General features: G+C 64.8%; 14 protein-coding genes. 9 read left to right on the forward strand and 5 right to left on the reverse strand.

Annotation, left to right across the window (positions count from 1 at the left end; all coding sequences use genetic code 11):
* Positions 1 to 24: 24 nt before the first annotated feature.
* Together PQR54_RS15620 and PQR54_RS15625 are read right to left on the reverse strand one after the other, a co-directional pair.
* Complete coding sequence (locus PQR54_RS15620; protein ID WP_408247074.1) at positions 25 to 657, reverse strand: Vgb family protein; 633 nt, start codon at positions 655 to 657, stop codon at positions 25 to 27.
* Between the two features lie 32 nt (positions 658 to 689).
* Positions 690 to 1,910 (reverse strand): helix-turn-helix domain-containing protein, encoded by a 1,221-nt coding sequence (locus PQR54_RS15625; RefSeq protein ID WP_408247076.1) that lies wholly within the window; start codon positions 1,908 to 1,910, stop codon positions 690 to 692.
* A gap of 107 nt (positions 1,911 to 2,017) precedes the next feature.
* Here PQR54_RS15625 and PQR54_RS15630 point away from each other — a divergent pair, with 107 nt between their 5' ends.
* The 3 genes from PQR54_RS15630 (at position 2,018) to PQR54_RS15640 (ending at position 5,923) form a co-directional block, all read left to right on the forward strand.
* Positions 2,018 to 2,785: a DUF899 domain-containing protein gene (locus PQR54_RS15630; RefSeq protein WP_408247078.1), complete on the forward strand. Its 768-nt coding sequence runs from the start codon at positions 2,018 to 2,020 to the stop codon at positions 2,783 to 2,785.
* A gap of 204 nt (positions 2,786 to 2,989) precedes the next feature.
* Complete coding sequence (locus PQR54_RS15635; RefSeq protein ID WP_408247080.1) at positions 2,990 to 4,627, forward strand: methyl-accepting chemotaxis protein; 1,638 nt, start codon at positions 2,990 to 2,992, stop codon at positions 4,625 to 4,627.
* 267 nt (positions 4,628 to 4,894) lie between these two features.
* Positions 4,895 to 5,923: a porin gene (locus PQR54_RS15640; protein ID WP_408247082.1), complete on the forward strand. Its 1,029-nt coding sequence runs from the start codon at positions 4,895 to 4,897 to the stop codon at positions 5,921 to 5,923.
* Positions 5,924 to 5,981: 58 nt separating this feature from the next.
* On the opposite strand, the gene PQR54_RS15645 is transcribed toward PQR54_RS15640, so the two are convergent.
* Positions 5,982 to 7,328, reverse strand: a complete 1,347-nt coding sequence (locus PQR54_RS15645; RefSeq protein WP_408247084.1) for a PQQ-dependent sugar dehydrogenase — start codon at positions 7,326 to 7,328, stop codon at positions 5,982 to 5,984.
* 175 nt (positions 7,329 to 7,503) lie between these two features.
* Here PQR54_RS15645 and PQR54_RS15650 point away from each other — a divergent pair, with 175 nt between their 5' ends.
* A complete protein-coding gene (locus PQR54_RS15650) occupies positions 7,504 to 8,397 on the forward strand; it encodes an SDR family oxidoreductase (RefSeq protein ID WP_408247087.1) in 894 nt (297 codons plus the stop codon).
* Positions 8,398 to 8,624: 227 nt separating this feature from the next.
* Positions 8,625 to 9,332, forward strand: a complete 708-nt coding sequence (locus tag PQR54_RS15655; protein ID WP_408247089.1) for a dienelactone hydrolase family protein — start codon at positions 8,625 to 8,627, stop codon at positions 9,330 to 9,332.
* Positions 9,333 to 9,460: 128 nt separating this feature from the next.
* On the opposite strand, the gene PQR54_RS15660 is transcribed toward PQR54_RS15655, so the two are convergent.
* Both PQR54_RS15660 and PQR54_RS15665 read right to left on the reverse strand, forming a co-directional pair.
* The gene (locus tag PQR54_RS15660; RefSeq protein WP_408247091.1) at positions 9,461 to 10,207 is read right to left on the reverse strand and encodes an SDR family NAD(P)-dependent oxidoreductase; all 747 of its coding nucleotides are present in this window, start codon (positions 10,205 to 10,207) and stop codon (positions 9,461 to 9,463) included.
* A 64-nt stretch (positions 10,208 to 10,271) separates the two neighbouring features.
* On the reverse strand, positions 10,272 to 11,168 hold the full coding sequence (locus tag PQR54_RS15665; RefSeq protein ID WP_408247093.1) for an alpha/beta fold hydrolase: 897 nt from the start codon (positions 11,166 to 11,168) through the stop codon (positions 10,272 to 10,274).
* Positions 11,169 to 11,364: 196 nt separating this feature from the next.
* Between PQR54_RS15665 and PQR54_RS15670 the strand changes: the two genes are divergently transcribed.
* The 4 genes from PQR54_RS15670 to PQR54_RS15685 all read left to right on the forward strand — a co-directional run bounded on the left by PQR54_RS15670 (position 11,365) and on the right by PQR54_RS15685 (position 16,222).
* Positions 11,365 to 12,264, forward strand: a complete 900-nt coding sequence (locus PQR54_RS15670; RefSeq protein WP_408247095.1) for a LysR substrate-binding domain-containing protein — start codon at positions 11,365 to 11,367, stop codon at positions 12,262 to 12,264.
* Between the two features lie 76 nt (positions 12,265 to 12,340).
* On the forward strand, positions 12,341 to 13,927 hold the full coding sequence (locus tag PQR54_RS15675) for an alpha/beta hydrolase family protein (protein WP_408247097.1): 1,587 nt from the start codon (positions 12,341 to 12,343) through the stop codon (positions 13,925 to 13,927).
* A 199-nt stretch (positions 13,928 to 14,126) separates the two neighbouring features.
* On the forward strand, positions 14,127 to 15,368 hold the full coding sequence (locus PQR54_RS15680) for a Zn-dependent hydrolase (protein WP_408247099.1): 1,242 nt from the start codon (positions 14,127 to 14,129) through the stop codon (positions 15,366 to 15,368).
* Positions 15,350 to 16,222, forward strand: coding sequence for a GNAT family N-acetyltransferase (locus tag PQR54_RS15685; RefSeq protein ID WP_408247101.1), 873 nt, complete (start codon positions 15,350 to 15,352; stop codon positions 16,220 to 16,222). Before PQR54_RS15680 ends, PQR54_RS15685 begins: the two co-directional genes overlap by 19 nt.
* Positions 16,223 to 16,279: the final 57 nt, after the last annotated feature.

Genomic DNA, 16,279 nt, shown 5'->3' on the forward strand with positions numbered 1-16,279 from the left:
GCAATCGGCGCTCACCTCACAATCTCACTTGGGCCGCCGCACCGCCCGTACCTTGCCGCTGCTTCCGCCGCCGCAAAAGAACCGGTCGCCGCCATCGGATTCAAGTCCCGACACGCTGACCCCAGAGGGCATTTCCAACCGCTCCTGAACTTCGCCGGTGCGCGGATCGATGCGCCGCAATTCGCTTGCGTCGCCTTCCCACGTGCCATGCCAAAGTTCACCGTCGACCCACGTGACGCCGGTCACGAAGCGATTGGACTCGATGGTGCGCAGAATCGCGCCCGTCTGCGGATCGACTTGATGGATCTTGCGCTCCCGATACTGTCCGACCCACAGCGTCCCTTCGGCCCATGCGAGTCCCGAGTCGGCGCCGCCACCCGGCGCGGGAATCGTGGCGAGCACGCGGCCGGTCTTGGGATCGATCTTCTGGATACGGTCCTCGGCGATCTGGAACAGATGCTCGCCGTCGAAGGCCGTACCCGCGTGCGCAGCGACATCGATCGAGCGGACCTGCTTGCCGCTCTCCGGGTCGAGCGCGTTCAACGCGTCGCCCGTCGCGAACCAGATGTGCTGGCCGTCGTACGTCACGCCATGCACGCGGTCTATGCCTTCAAAAGGTCCGTACTCTTTGATGATTTCAGCGGCTGATCGTTTCATGACGTGTCCCTCGTGGTTTTCGTGTTGCCATCCTAATCAATCGGCAACGGAGCGGGGAGTAACAAGGTCGTCGTGAATCCGGGCATGGGCGGCGTCATCCAGCGACGCGCGCGACCTCGGCCCAACGACTGCACCTTGTCTTGCGCCGCGAGCGTATCGAGGGTTCGCTGCACGGTGCGCTGGCTCGCGCCGAGCGCAAGCGCGAGGGCCGAACTCGACCACGACTCGCCGTCCGCGAGCAAGGCAAGCACGGGCGCATGTTTGTCCTCGACAGGCCGCGCCAGCACGACCACCTCTTGCCCATGTCGCGGCACCAGCGCGAACCCGCGCCGCGTCGCGCTCACGCCGGCCACGGTGCGAAGCACCGAACGCAGCCGCCCGAGTTCGACCCGCAGGCGCGCGCGATGCGATTCATCGGCGGCCTTGGCCCTGAAGGCCCGCGCGACCAGCACGTCGCGCGATACGTCATCGGGCCACGCTTCGGCTAGTGCGCGGGCGAGCACGAACAACACCGGCCGGCTGGCGAGCGAGATAACCGTGCCCGCGTCGCGCACCACGTGACGACATCCGTCCACGATCAATGCTTTCGATGCCAGCAGCGCTTCCACCTCGTCGAGCAGCAACGGACGTTCCTCGCCACGCGCGAGCAGTCGAGCCGCGGGTGCGTTCAAAACGAGCGCGGCGTTATCGACCTCCGCCGTCAGAGCAGGGATGCCTGCGAGGCCCGCTGCGCGCCGGGCTCGCTCCAGTGCCGCGCGTGCCGCTTTGGTTTGAAGGCGGCGCAGCGCGACACCGGCCACCACCAGTTCGTGCGCGGTTCTCAAAGCGGGTGGGAACGGCGTGGGATCGAGCCCGGCGAGCGCGCGTTCGGCTTCGTCGAGACGCCCGATGAGCAGCAGGCGCCGCACCGCGAGATAGCGCGCATGCGCAGCGTTGAGACGGTCACCGTGCGCTTCTAGTGTGGCGCGTGCGGCGTCCAATGCCTTCGTGGGCCAGTTCAGATCGCGCGAGGCGAGTGCGATCTCAGCCTGGGCGACGACACATCGTGCGCGGGCCACCGGTTCTCGCGCACCGAAGGCACGCGCGGCGCTTCGCAAGAGCGCCTTGGCCCGCACCAGATCGCCGAGCTGCGCCATGGCGATGCCGCGCAGCGCGAGCGCGGGCGCGTCGTCGCGCAAGGCGACGCGATTCAGCGCGCCGAGCGGATCGCCCGCGGCGAGCGCGCGCGCCGCCGCCGTGACTAGCGAGTCCATCTTCGAGGTGAATCACGCCACACTTGTCACTCCCGTCGTTCGAAGCCCGGGGCTAATCTAGCACGACCCACCCACAGCACTTCGCATAGCGAAGCAAGGAGGCAAGCATGACGACGAAACACAGCATCGGCACACGGGAAGAATGGCTGGCCGCGCGGCTCGAACTGCTCGAAGCGGAAAAGGCGCTCACGCGGCAGAGCGACGAACTGGCCCGGCAGCGGCAAGCGCTGCCCTGGGTTCGCATCGACAAGGCATACCGGTTCGAGACCGATGAAGGCAGCGCCTCGCTGGCCGATCTCTTCCGCGGACGCTCGCAGTTGCTCGTTTATCACTTCATGTTCGGCCCCGACTATGCCGCGGGCTGTCCGTCGTGTTCGGCGGTCGCCGACGGGTTCGATGGTTCCGTGGTCCATCTGGCGAATCACGATGTGGCCATGACGGCGGTATCGCGGGCGCCGCTCGCGAAGCTGCAGGCGTACAAGCGGCGCATGGGATGGACGTTTCCGTGGGCGTCGTCGGCGGGCAGCGACTTCAACTTCGACATCAACGTCTCGTTCACCGAGCAGCAGCAGCGTGAAGGCACCGCCGAATACAATTTTCAGCGCGGCGGCCATGCAATGGATGCGACACCGGCGCCGGCGCCCGTGGTCGAGTTCGCGACCGCCTGCGGAACCGACGCGCCCACGTATTCGCTCGACAGACCCGGCATGAGCGCGTTCGTGCTCGAACACGGCGCCGTGTACCACACGTATTCCACTTACGGACGCGGCGTGGACGCGCTCTGGGGCATGTATCAGTGGCTTGACCGCGCTCCCAAAGGACGTAACGAAACGGGTGTGTGGTGGCGCCGGCATGATGAATACGAGAAGCATTGAGGCAACGGCAGGGGCGAACGCGGGGCGTTCGCTCATGCTCATTGATTCCCCGCAAAGGGTTTGTCTCTACACATAACATGCACGCGCTTGCCGATAAATGAATCGGGTGGTCGCACTCACGCAACGGCGCGCCGATGCCATATCGGCACCTGTTGCCACGATGAGACCCGGCTCGATCATTCGATACCGACGTGGGGCGCGTGCATGGTCCGATTCAGTTTCACACAGAAGCTCTGGCTGCCGCTGGTCGTCAGCCTCGTGGCACTTCTCGGCGTGTCGGTGTCGGCGGCGTGGCTGTCGCGGGAGACGCGCATCGAGGAGCGCAAAAACGATCTCGTGAACGTGGCGCATGTCGGGCTTAGCATCGTGACGGAATATGCGGCGCTGGCGCAAAGCGGCGCGCTTGGCGAAGCGGACGCCCGCCGGCAGGCGCTCGAACGGTTGCGCGGCATACGTTACGGCGAGGACGGTTATTTCCTCGTCATCGATTCGACACCGCGTATGGTCATGCATGCGATGAAGCCTGCATTGAACGGCAAGGATCTCGCCGGTACCGCGGATGCCGACGGCCGTCACCACTACGTAACGTTCGCCGCGGTCGCGCAGAAGCCGAACGGCGGCTTCGTCGATTATGTTTTCCCGCATCCGCAGGACCCGGCGTCAGCCGCGGTCGGCAAGATCGGCTACGTCGTGCGTTACGCGCCGTGGGACTGGATCATCGCCACGGGCGCTTACGTGGATGACATCGACGCCGCGTTCAAGGAGTCGCTGTATTTCGTCGGCGGAATCTTTGCGGTCGTGGCGCTGCTGCTGTCCGCGCTTGTCTCGCTGACCAATCGCAGCATCCGGCGCACGATCGGCGGCGATCCGGTCTACGTTGCGCAAGTGGCCGGTGAAATCACCCGGGGCAACCTCGCCATTCCCATCGCTCTCCGTCACGGCGACGAGTCGAGCCTGCTGCACACCATGCACCTTATGCGCGACGCGCTCGCTCACACGATCGAACAGATCAAAGGCGCGGCCGACAAAGTGGCGACGGGCGCGCGTGAGATTGCCGGCGGCAACACGGATCTGTCGGCGCGCACGGAGAATCAGGCGGCATCGCTCGAGGAAACTGCGGCGAGCATGGAGCAAATGACGGCGATGGTCCGGCAAACGGCGGAGAACGCGCAGACAGCGAGCCAACTGACCGCCGGCGCGGAGCAGATCGTCAATCGCGGCGGCGAGATGGCGGCGCAAGCGGTATCGACGATGCAGGAGATATCGACGGAGTCGCACAAGATGGTGGAGATCATCTCGGTCATCGAAGGCATTGCGTTTCAGACCAATATTCTCGCGCTGAACGCGGCGGTCGAAGCGGCCCGCGCCGGCGATGCGGGGCGTGGTTTCGCGGTCGTCGCCGGCGAGGTTCGCACGCTCGCGCAGCGTAGCGCGGCGGCAGCGAAGGAAATCCGCACGCTGATCAGCCACGCGGTGGACAAGGTCGGCACCGGCGCCGAGTTCGTCGGGCAAACCGGCGCGACGATTCATTCCGCGCGCGAGGCCATTGCGAAAGTGTCGGGCGTCATGCGCGATATCGCGGCGGCGGCCGCCGAGCAAAGCGCGGGCATCGATCAGGTCGGCGACGCCGTCGCTCAGATGGATAGCGTGACGCAGCAAAACGCGGCGCTCGTCGAGCAGGCCGCTGCGGTGGCGCAGACACTGACCGAACAGGCGAGGCTGCTGCAGGTGTCGATCAGCCAGTTCAACTTGCAGCAGCATGGCTCAGACGAGGGCGCCGGGCTGTTGCGAATCCATAGGCCAGCAGCGAAAGAAGCGCGCGGATTTGCGGCCGTCGTTTGAGGGTTATGCGGTCCCACGCGGGCCTGAACGCTCTGAATTCACAGCGCTGAAAATTGCAAACCGGCTCAGGTCTGTTATGTTCGCTGCTGGGCCGTTCAACACCCGTTCACATTCCAGTCGTGATGCGACGGTGAGCGCCCTCATTCCGTAACACACGCTCGACGTGCCTATGGGGGACTGCATCTGGTCGACGCCGCGAAAACTCGAATCGACAAGCCGCGACGAACGTGGAATCCGGTGGCGCAGGTCGCCGCCTGGAGCCGTCGTGTGGGTTGGCACGCGGGCGTAGCAGGCGCGGCGCTGCTATTTTGCTTGCCTGGCGTGGCGGCCTCCGATGGCGGCGCGGGTACCGTCACGCTGTACGGCGTGCTTGACACCAGCCTCGAAATAACCGACCCGGGGTCCGGCTGGACTCCACGTCTGGACTCGGGTGCCTATCGCGGTTCGCGCGTCGGCTTGCGCGGCAGCGAGCCGCTCGGCAACGGCACCGATATCATCTTCACGCTGGAAAACGGCTTTAGCTCGGTAGATGGCACGCTTCAAACTCCAGGTGTTCTATTCAACCGTCAAGCGTGGATCGGCGCGCGCAACGCCTGGGGCGAGGTGCGTTTCGGCCGGCAATACTCACCCATCTATATCCCGTTCAAGGGCGACCTCGATGCGTTCGGCGCCGGCACCATCGCGTCCGGACTGAACAACCTGTCGAAGATCACGCCCTACGCCAGCAACGCGATCGCGTATTTCTCGCCGGTCGTCGGCGGTTTCAGCGCGACTGTGATGACGGCCACGCGCGATCCGTCGGAGAACGACGGCAACGGCATCGACGGATACTACGTGACCGCCGCCTATCAGCTGGACAACCTCAGACTGCTCTACGCGCGACAGCAGACACACGGCGCGGGCGCGCTGCGGGCGAATCTCGGTGGCGCGACCTACGCGATCGACAAGGTGCGTGTGTGGCTCGCGTTCTTCAACGGCGATGGCGGCACGCCGCTCTATCACGGCGCGGGTGGCTCGCTGTCGGCGCAGTACAGTTTTTCGCCGAGTGCTCGCGCGTCGCTGGGCTATGCGCATGTGCGCGACTATACAGGAGCCGGCGCGAGCGCCGACCAGTTCAGCGTGGCGTTCGAATACAACTTTTCGCGGAGTTTGCTGTTCTATTTTAGCGGCGCCTACCTGGCCAATCACGACGATGCCAGCTTCACCCTGCGCGGCGTCAACGTGACCGGGCTGCCGGTTGCGTATCCGGGCGCGCCGGTCAAGGGTGTGCAGCTTGGCGTGCTGGAGCGGTTCTGATTTGCGGGACTAGAGTGTTCGCCGTTGTGCTGCCGATAAGCGTTTGGCGGATCCGCTGTCATTGCGCCGGCGGCGTGCCGACTGCCGCGCCGTTTTCGGTACGCGGCGCGACACGCCAGACCGCATTGCCGACGTCGTCCGCCACCAGCAGCGCGCCACGCTTATCCACCGCGACGCCGACTGGCCGACCCACGGCGTGACCTTCGGCGGTCAGAAAGCCGCTCAGGAAATCTTCCGGAGCACCCGCGGGTTGGCCTTTGACGAAGGGGATGAACACCACCTTGTAGCCGCTATACGGCTTGCGATTCCACGACCCATGCTGACCGACAAAAGCGCCGTCGCGGTAATGCGCGGGGAACAGCGTCCGGTCATAAAAAACCAGCCCGAGCGATGCCGTGTGATTGCCGAGCGCATAGTCCGGGGCGATGGCCTTGGCGACCAAATCGGGGCGCTGAGGTTTGACGCGCGTGTCGATATGCTGGCCGTAATAGCTGTAGGGAAAGCCGTAAAACGCGCCGTCTTTCACGGATGTCATGTAATCGGGCACGAGGTTGTTGCCCAGGTCGTCGCGCTCATTGACCGCTGTCCACAGTGCGCCGCTGTCAGGCTGCCAGGACATTCCGTTAGGGTTGCGCAAGCCTGTCGCGAAGGGGCGCATCTGGCCCGACGCCACGTCGAATTCGAGAATCCGTGCGCGGTCCGCTTCGGCGTCAGCGCCGTTTTCTCCCGCGTTGCTGTTCGATCCCACCGTCACGTAGAGATGCTTGCCCGCACGATCAGCCAGGATGTTTTTGGTCCAGTGATGATTGATCGGCCCAGCCGGCAGATCAGCCACCTTCACGCCAGGCGTTGCGATCTGCGTCGCGCCGGGCGTGTAATCGAATCGCAGAATGGCGTCCGTATCGGCGACATAGAGCTGATTGCCGATCAGCGCCATGCCGAACGGCGAGTGCAGGCCACTGAGGAACACGGTCTGCTGATCGGCGACGCCGCTGCCGGTGGTATCGCGCAATAGCACGATACGGTCGGGGCTCGGCGTGCCCGCTCCCGCGCGCTTCATCACCTGTTTTCTAACCCAGCCGAAGATGCCGCTACCTTCGTCGTGCTGCTCGGGTGCATTGCTTTCCGCTACGAGCACGTCGCCGTTCGGCAATGTGTAGAGCCAGCGCGGATGAGTCAAGCCGCGGCCGAATTCCGTCACGACAAAGCCATTTGGCGCGGTAGGGCGAAAGTCGGCGGGCCGCGCCTGAACGGGCGCGATATTAACCGTGGTCATCAGCGACGATTCCGGCGCGGGCAATACCGGTGATGGGCCAAAGCCGGTATCGGTGGGACTCGACGGTCCTGCCGCGCACGCGGCGAGCGGCAGCAGCATGAATAAGGCAAAGCGGTTCAACTGATGCATCCCGCGCTCCCGGCATTGAAAATACTCGATTTATCTTTGGTTAGATCAGCAAGATGCTTGCCTGACATCTGAATCGCTCAAGCTGTTAGTGCGTATACCCCTAAAACGTCACTACTTCATCTCTGAAGGAACCCCGCCGATAGTCGACCTTCGTTTTCAACTGGAGGGTCTTACGATGCGCGTCTTTGTTACCGGAGCGACCGGATTCGTCGGCTCCGCCGTGGTTGCCGAACTCATTGCCGCCGGACATTCGGTGCTCGGCCTCGTGCGCTCGGACGCCGCGGCCGAGTCGCTGGCCAGGACCGGAGCGGAGGTCCTGCGTGGTTCGCTCGAGGATCTCGACAGCCTCAAAGCCGGAGCGGCCGCTGCGGACGGTGTAATCCATACGGCCTTCAATCACGACTTCTCCCGGTTCGCGGAGAACTGCGAGTTGGACCGGCGCGCCATCGAAGCGCTCGGCTCCGTGCTCGTCGGCACGGAGCGTCCGCTGCTCGTGACCTCCGGCGTCGCGTTGCTGGCGTCGGGCCGCCTCGCGACCGAGGACGATGCGGCGGTGCCACGCTCGGACGCCTATCCTCGCGTGTCGGAGGCGACGGCTGCGTTGTTGGCGGCGCGTGGCGTGCGCGCGTCGGTGGTTCGTCTGCCGCCGTCGGTGCATGGCGATGGCGACCACGCCTTCGTTCCGCATCTCATCGGCGTGGCGCGCGAAAAGGGCGTCTCGGCGTACATCGGCGATGGCCTCAACCGCTGGCCCGCGGTGCACCGGCACGACGCCGCGCGTGTCTACCGGCTCGCGCTCGAACGCGGCGTCGCCGGCAGCCGGTATCACGCCATTGCCGAGGAAGGTGTGCCGTTCAAGGAGATCGCCGCTGTGATCGGCCGACGCCTGGACGTGCCGGTGGTCGCGCAAACGGTCGATGAGGCAGCCGATCATTTCGGCTGGTTCGCGCTGTTTGCCGGGCTGGACGCGCCGACTTCGAGCGAGCAGACGCGCAAGCTGCTGGACTGGGCGCCAAGACAGCCGGGTTTGATCGCCGACCTCGACCGGCCGCGCTATTTCCAGACTTGAAGCACACCTGGCCGCTCCGCCTTTTTGATGGCCGTGGATTCCATTGACGAGGCGAAGCGGCCTTTCATCGCGTTGCAACTCGATCACGTCAAGCTGGTGACCGGCGGTAAATTCCTTCGCTGCAGAGCGCGCTGTTCGTACCGACCGGACCTGACGCGGCAGCGGGCAAGCAGAACCTGCCACGCTGGGACTATGCTAGCGATTTCGTCTACTTCGAGGAGCAACAGATGACACAGACAGCAGGTTCGATGATCACCTTTAGCCGGCCCGACGGCCAGCAGATCCAGGGCTATCTCGCCAAGCCGCAGAAGCTGGAGGGTGCGCCCGCCATCGTCGTGATTCAGGAGTGGTGGGGCGTCAACGACCAGATTCGCGGCGTGGCTGACCGGCTCGCGCAGTGCGGCTATCTGGCGCTGGTGCCTGATCTTTTCCGAGGCAAAACTACGGTGGAAGAGGAAGAAGCCCACCATCTGCTCGACGGGCTCGATTTCGGCGACGCCGCCACGCAGGATGTGCGCGGAGCCGTCCAGTATCTGAAGCAGCACGCGACGAATGTCGGCGTGACGGGCTTTTGCATGGGCGGCGCGCTGACCTTGCTCGCGCTGTGCAATATCCCTGAAGTGTCCGCTGGCGTGGTCTGGTATGGCTTCCCGCCGCTGGAATATATCGACGCATCGAAAATCAAGGCACCGCTGATCGGTCACTGGGCGTTGCAGGACGACTTCTTCGTGGCTGAAACGGTCGATGCACTGGAAAGCAAACTGAAGGAAGCGAGTGTCGACGTCGAGTTTCACCGCTATCTCGCGCACCACGCGTTCGCGAACGAAACGGCGGTGGGCCCGGGCCGTATTCCGAGGACGCAGTTCGATCCCGTGTGGTCGCAACTTGCGTGGGACCGTACGCTGACATTTTTCGGCCGCACTTTGTGGAAGTAAGCGGCTCGCTTGCCGCTTGAGACGCGTACCAACTCGCGCCGGCGAAGACTCACGGCGTGCCGCCACACATCGGCGGCATTCCAGAGAGTCTTCGCGGCGCGATCACAAACGGAATCCCGTTCGCGGATTCAAAGCTTCGAACCGCCGTCGACATGCAACGTTTCGCCGGTAACCCATCGCGCGGCATCCGAGGCGAGAAAGGCCACCGCGCCGCCGATGTCGTCCGGTTGCGCCACGCGCTTGAGCGCCTGCATACCCAGCGTCGCTGCGCGTCCGGTGTCGGTCTTCGTGAAGTTCGACATATCGGTTTCGACCACACCCGGCGCCACCGCATTCACGCGAATGCCACGTTCACCGAGCGCGGCGGCGAAATGCTTGACGAGCGTATCGACCGCGCCCTTGGTGGCGGCGTAGGCCGACAGCGTGCCGACCGCGGCGCGCGCCGCGAGCGACGACAGCAGCACCACGCTGCTGCCCTTGCACATCACCGGCAGCAACTGCTGCACGAGGAAATAAGGCGCGCGCACGTTCACGGCGAACAGATCGTCGAAGTCTTCGACGGTCGTGTCCTCGATGCTGACGCCCTTCGAAATCCCTGCGTTGGCCACCAGAATATCCAGCCGATGGCCGATCACGGCGCGCACCTGTTTGGCGAGCGTATGCGCGCCGTCGGCCGCGCGCAGATTCGCGGCGACTTTCTGCGCATTGCCGCCGGCCGCGCGAATTTCCGCGACCACGGCATCCGCCTCATTCTCGCCGCTGCTGTAGTGGACCAGCACCTGTGCGCCGGCCTTGGCGAGCGCAAGAGCACTGGCGCGGCCGATGCCGCGTGAAGCGCCCGTGACGAGCGCGGTTTTCCCTGTGAGGTCGTTCATGGTGAAACTCCTTCGAGTTGATTCGAGTGCGAGGCAATCAAGGTGGTGAATGCAGGGCCGTAGCTCAGACCGCAGACCCGCTGTCGGCGAGGAACTGCGCGACGTGGGCCACAAAACGCTCCGGATACTGGTACAGCGAACCGTGGTTGGCATCGGGATAGATAATCAATTGCGCGTTCGGCAGGTTCTGCTGAAGAATCCACGAGTTGATCGAATAGATGATCACGTCGTGGTCGCCATTGACGACGAGCGTCGGCTGCCTGAGGGCCTTCAGATAGTCGAACGGGTTCTCACGCGGCGCGCCCCATTTGGCGAGCGCGGCGAGTTGGGCCGGCGCGACTTTCTCGTTGGCCTCGGGATCGCGTCCTTCGCTACGCTGGCGGAAGCGCTGCAGGAAGCGGCGGCCCGCGGTCTGACTCGCATCCGAAGGCGAAAAGTGCACGCGCAGCCACAGATGATCCGCTCGCGCATACGCCGCGCCGAAGATCTCCTGGGCCTCGGGCGTCAGCGATTGCATCGCTTCGCCGCTGCGCGGGCCGGTGCCGACCAGGATCACGCGGCGCACTAGCGCCGGTTCGGCGATCGCCAGCGTCTGCGCGATCAGGCCGCCCATCGAGAAGCCCAGCACGTCGACTTGCTTGAGGCCCAGCGCCTTGATGAACGCGGCGGCGTTGGCGGCCATTTCTTCGATCGACTCCGGCACCTCGCCGGACGTGCTCGAAATACCGGCGTTGTTGAACAGAATGACTTCGCGATCCCGCGCGAGGCCATCGGTGACGGCCGGGTCCCAGTGGTCCATCGTCCCGGTGAAATGGATGTTGAACACCAGCGGCACGCCGCCCGTCTTGCCGAACCGGCGATACGCGAAGCGGATGCCGTTCGCGTCGACATACCGGGTCGGCGCGGTCTGATGGGTGTGACGGGCGGCGGCGGCGTCGTTCGAAGCAACTGTCGTGGTCATTTTCGGTTCCTCGGCGATATAGATGGAAGGTATGGGTGCGGGTGCGTGTCGAAAGGCCGTGGAGCTGATTTGGCGGTCTGTCGTCGCGCTGCATGAGGGGTAATGTAGTGGGGGCTTGTGCAAAGGAAAAAGACTTTGTAGGCTGACGGGCATGCCTGCTAGGCATACCATTCGCGGTAAGACTCACAGAGGTTTTATGGAGCTTCGACATCTGCGGTACTTCGTGGCCGTCGCCGAAACGGGCAGCCTGACGGTGGCGGCGGAACGGCGTCTGCACACGTCGCAGCCGTCGCTGAGCCGCCAGATTCGCGATCTGGAAGACGAGGTCGGCGCGGAGTTGTTCAGCCGCAGCGCGCGCGGCGTCGAATTGACCGCGGCGGGCAAGGCATTCCTCGACCACGCGCGGCTCGCGCTGTCGCAAGTCGACGCCGCCACCGAAGCCGCGCGCCGGGCGGCGCGGCCCTCCAAGCAGGTTTTCGCGCTGGGCTTTCTGACCGGCCAGGAAATGACGTGGCTGCCGCGCGCCATGCAGGTGTTGCGCGATGAACTGCCGAATATCGACGTCACGGTGTCGAGCCACTATTCCCCTGACCTCGCCGACGCGCTCGCGCGCGGCAAGCTCGACCTTGCGTTTCTGCGTGCCGAACCGGGCTTCGATCTGGACTATCGGGTGGTCAGCAGCGAGAAGCTCATCGTGCTCATGCCGAGCGACCATCGCCTCACCGAGCGCAGCGCGATCCGCCCGGAGGATTTCGCCGGCGAGACCTTCATCATGGCGTCGAACAAGGCGCGCGTGCTGCACGACGTGATCCAGCGCTATCTGCACGAAAACGGCATCACTGTCGCGCCCGAGCATGGCGTCGACAACCTGGCCATGGCAATGTCGCTGGTCGCCTCTACGCGCGGGCTCGCGTTGATGCCCGAGTACGCGACCAACCTGTTGCCGTGGTCGGTGGTCAGCCGGCCGCTGGAAGGCGAGACGCCTACCGTCGATCTCGTGATCGGCTATAGCAGGTCGAATACATCGCCGGTGCTGAAGCTGTTTCTGTCGAGGGCCGACGAGTTGCTAGCGCATGCCAGTGGCGAACCGCGCTGAACCGGCCGGTTTACCTATACTCGTCTCACTCTGCAAGGCCGCCACTCGTCGTCATACCAACAAGACGGAGCCTCACATGTGGGTAGCTATCCGAAACGCGGCCCTCGGGTTGCTGGCATGTATCGCCCTGGGCGCCTGTGCCGGTGCGCCTGCCGATTCCCAATGCGGCGAAGCGTGCAATGCCCGCGGCCAGCTTCTCGATCATCGCGTCACGTTGAAGCTGAGCGCCGCGGAGTTCGCGAAATTGCTGGCGTCGAGCGCGGGCGGCCGGCAGCTTGCGCGGATAGCCGGCGCGCCCGCATGCGGCGTCGAGATCGTGAGCTTTCGCTACCGGACCATCGGCGGCGCGGGCGAGTCCACACACGCGAGCGGCGCATTGATGATCCCGTCGGGAAGTTCGGCGGCATGCAGCGGACCGCGTCCGCTCATGCTCTATGCGCACGGCACCACCGCGTATCGCAACTACAACCTCGCCGATATCACGCGAACGGACCCGGGCAACGGCGACGGCGCCGGGGAGGGCATCAGCGTGGCGGCCATGTATGCGGCGCAAGGCTATATCGTGGTGGCGACCAACTATGCGGGCTACGCCGGCTCCGATCTCCCGTACCACCCGTACCTCAACGCCGACCAGCAATCCGCCGATGTGATCGACTCGCTGCGGGCGGCACGCGCGGCGCTAGCCGGCATGCAGCCCGAAGCAGGCACGCGCGAAAACGGCAAGCTGTTCGTCACCGGCTATTCGCAAGGCGGCTTCGTTGCAATGGCGACGCATCGAGCGCTGCAGGCGGCCGGCGTCAAGGTGACGGCGTCCGCGCCGGGTTCGGGGCCGTACGCACTCGCCGCCACCGCCGACGCGCTCATCGAAGGCGAGGTCAACCTGGGCGCCACGCTCTTCTCGACGCTGATCGTGACGGGTTATCAGCATGCCTACGGGAATATCTATCGCCAGCCCGGCGACTTCTACGAAGCGGCTTACGCGCCGGCTATCGAAACGCTGCTGCCGAACCTGCAGCCGCTCAACACGCTGTTCAGCACGGGCAAACTGCCGCCCGCGCATCTCTTCAGCAGCGTGCCGCCCGCATCGCAGTACGCTTCGATGACGCCGCCCGCTTCGCCGCCTTTGACGCCGCCGGTCCTGAAACCGCTCTTTGCCGCGGGTTTCGGCGATACCAATCTCGTGCGCAACGCCTATCGCCTGACTCTGCTGGAGGACGCCGCCGCCAATCCCGATGGCGCGTTTCCCAACCCGACGCTCGCGATGAAACCGGCAGCGAATCCTCAGCATCCGTTGCGCCAGGCGTTCAAGCGCAACGACTTGCGCAACTGGCTGCCGCGTGCCCCTGTTCTGATGTGCGGCGGCGCGTCGGATCCCACGGTGTTCTTTTTCAACGCGCGCATCGAGCAGGCGCATTGGCAGAACGCCAACGTGTCCGCGGGTCTCACGTCCGTGCTGGATGTGGACTCTCCCGTCGCCGGGCCCGACGATCCGTATGCGCGCGTCAAGCAGGGATTCGCGGGCGCGAAGGCAGAGGTCGCGAGTCAGGCCGTGGCCCGCGGTGCGACCGACGGCGGCGCGTCCGCAGTGCTGCGGGCGTATCACGGTGAACTGGTCGCGTCGTTCTGCATGGTGGCGGCGCGGGCGTTCTTCGCCCAGTTCTGAGCGCGTGCAAAGTTGAAACTCCATTGCGAACGATGTTCGCGGGCTGCGGCTATCATGCGCAGACAACGAACCTGGCAGGGAAAGCTTGACGACCGAGTCTGTGACGAGAGATGCGGCTCCTGCGAACTGCGTCCATATTCGATTTAGTGCGCGATGCGACCATCAGGGCTATTTACTAACAATCGAAGGAGATAAGAACGTGGTGAGGATCGATCCGGACCGGTTGCTGAGCGATCTCAAGCAACTACGCAGTTTCGGCGCCACCGGCCCAGGCGTTGTTCGGCTGGCGCTTTCGCCGGTGGATCTGGCGTCGCGCGAATGGCTGGCCGGGCGCATGTCGGAGGCGGGACTCGAGGCCGCGATCGACGGCGTGGGGACCGTGTTCGGACGCTCGCGTAAAAGCGGACCCGCGCTCGTGATCGGCTCGCATACCGACACGCAGCCGACCGGCGGCTGGCTCGACGGCGCGATGGGCGTGATCTACGGGCTGGAGATTGCACGCGCGCTCGCGGAAAACGAGGCGACGCGTCACCTCGCGGTGGACGTCGCATCGTGGATCGATGAAGAAGGCACGTTTTCCGGCTTGCTCGGCAGCCGCAGTTTCGTGGGCGAGAACGTCGACGAGGCGATTCGCGACGCCACGAATCGGCAAGGCCAGCGTCTCGAAGACGTGCTCCACACCGCGGGTCTGGCCGGGCGGCCGCGTGCGCGATTCGAGCCGGGCCGGCAGGTTGCCTATCTCGAACCGCATATCGAGCAGGGCGGCCGGCTGGAAGCGGCTGGCAAGTCCATCGGGGTCGTCACTACGATCGTCGGGCTGCGCGAATTGCGGCTGCGCTTCACCGGGCAGCGCAACCATGCCGGCACGACGCCCATGGCGATCCGGCGCGACGCCGGCGCGGCGTTGGTGGCCTTCATCCCGCGGATGAACGAAGCGTTCGCGCACCTCGCGGATGCCGACACCGTCTGGACGGTGGGCCGCATCGACCTCGACCCAGGCTCGCTGAGCGTCGTGCCTGGCGCAGCGGAAATGTACCTCCAATTCCGCGACGCGAACGCCGAGCGTCTGCAGGCGATGGAAGACAGGCTCGCCGAGCTGGTGCGGGACTTCAACGCGCGCGGCTCGATCAGCGTCGAGCTGACGACCATCGACGAACCGATGCAACCGGTAACCATGCACGCGGCGCTCGCGGACCATCTCGCCCGCGCCGCCGAGGCGGTGGCGCCCGGCCAATGGATTCGCATGCCGAGCGGCGCCGCGCACGACGCGCAGGTCATCGCCCGCTGCATGCCGGCTTGCATGATGTTCGTGCCGAGCATCGGCGGAGTGAGCCACGATTTCATCGAGGATACGGCCGAGGCGCACATCGTTCTCGGTTGCCAGGTCGCGGCCACGGCCGCTGCGGCGATGCTGGAGGAGCAATGGGCGAGACGAACGTAAGCGAATCAGACGATTTCGTCGTGCGCACGATGTCAGCGGCGGACGTCGCGTTGGCGGTCGAATGGGCGGCGCAGGAAGGATGGAATCCCGGCTTGCACGATGCCGAGTGTTTTCGCGCGGCCGACCCGCACGGGTTTTTCATCGGCGAATGGCGCGGCGAACCGGTGGCGTGTCTATCCGCTGTCGCGTACGGCGAGGACTTCGGCTTTATTGGCCTCTATATCGTGCAACCGGCGTTTCGCGGTCAAGGCTTCGGCATGCGCGTCTGGCAGCACGGTATGGAGTATTTGCGAAACCGCAATGTCGGTCTGGACGGCGTGGTCGCTCAACAGGCGAACTACAGGAAGTCCGGATTTCAGCTGGGCTATCGCAACATCCGCTTTCAGGGCGTCGCGCAAGACATCGCTCAGGGCGAACCCTACGCCGACTTGATGCATGCTTCGGCGCTGCCCTTCGAATCTTTGAACAACTACGATCGACAATGCTTTCCCGCTGCGCGCGAGCGCTTTCTCGCTGCCTGGCTTGTGCAGCCTGGCGCGATGGCGCGAGTTGCTGTGCGCGACGGCCAGGTGGTGGGCTACGGCGTGTTGCGACGTTGTTTGACCGGCTACAAGATCGGCCCGCTCTTCGCCGATAACGACGAGATTGCCGCTCGTCTGTTCTCCGCGTTGACGTCGAGCATTGCCGGCGAAGTGTTTTTCTTCGATGTGCCCGAGATCAACGCGGATGCGATTGCGCTAGCCGAGCGGCATGGCATGACGAGCGTGTTCGAAACCGCGCGGATGTATACGCGGGAGCAGCCCGCCATGTCTATTGAACGCGTGTTCGGCGTGACCTCGTTTGAACTGGGTTGATCGCAGCGCGGTGCTGCCGGTTTTTGTTTGTTGGTGCAACCATCGGCGGTCCACCTC

This window comes from Paraburkholderia phytofirmans (assembly GCF_046028095.1).
GTDB classification, from domain to species: Bacteria; Pseudomonadota; Gammaproteobacteria; order Burkholderiales; family Burkholderiaceae; genus Paraburkholderia; species Paraburkholderia phytofirmans_A.

Excerpts from the sequence above, each read along its gene's own strand:
- PQR54_RS15675 (WP_408247097.1), top strand. The coding sequence starts at position 12,341 with ATGTGGGTAGCTATCCGAAACGCGGCCCTCGGGTTGCTGGCATGTATC.
- PQR54_RS15625 (WP_408247076.1), bottom strand. The coding sequence starts at position 1,910 with ATGGACTCGCTAGTCACGGCGGCGGCGCGCGCGCTCGCCGCGGGCGAT.
- PQR54_RS15635 (WP_408247080.1), top strand. The coding sequence starts at position 2,990 with ATGGTCCGATTCAGTTTCACACAGAAGCTCTGGCTGCCGCTGGTCGTC.
- PQR54_RS15655 (WP_408247089.1), top strand. The coding sequence starts at position 8,625 with ATGACACAGACAGCAGGTTCGATGATCACCTTTAGCCGGCCCGACGGC.
- PQR54_RS15660 (WP_408247091.1), bottom strand. The coding sequence starts at position 10,207 with ATGAACGACCTCACAGGGAAAACCGCGCTCGTCACGGGCGCTTCACGC.
- PQR54_RS15645 (WP_408247084.1), bottom strand. The coding sequence starts at position 7,328 with ATGCATCAGTTGAACCGCTTTGCCTTATTCATGCTGCTGCCGCTCGCC.
- PQR54_RS15650 (WP_408247087.1), top strand. The coding sequence starts at position 7,504 with ATGCGCGTCTTTGTTACCGGAGCGACCGGATTCGTCGGCTCCGCCGTG.
- PQR54_RS15665 (WP_408247093.1), bottom strand. The coding sequence starts at position 11,168 with ATGACCACGACAGTTGCTTCGAACGACGCCGCCGCCGCCCGTCACACC.
- PQR54_RS15630 (WP_408247078.1), top strand. The coding sequence starts at position 2,018 with ATGACGACGAAACACAGCATCGGCACACGGGAAGAATGGCTGGCCGCG.
- PQR54_RS15670 (WP_408247095.1), top strand. The coding sequence starts at position 11,365 with ATGGAGCTTCGACATCTGCGGTACTTCGTGGCCGTCGCCGAAACGGGC.
- PQR54_RS15620 (WP_408247074.1), bottom strand. The coding sequence starts at position 657 with ATGAAACGATCAGCCGCTGAAATCATCAAAGAGTACGGACCTTTTGAA.
- PQR54_RS15685 (WP_408247101.1), top strand. The coding sequence starts at position 15,350 with ATGGGCGAGACGAACGTAAGCGAATCAGACGATTTCGTCGTGCGCACG.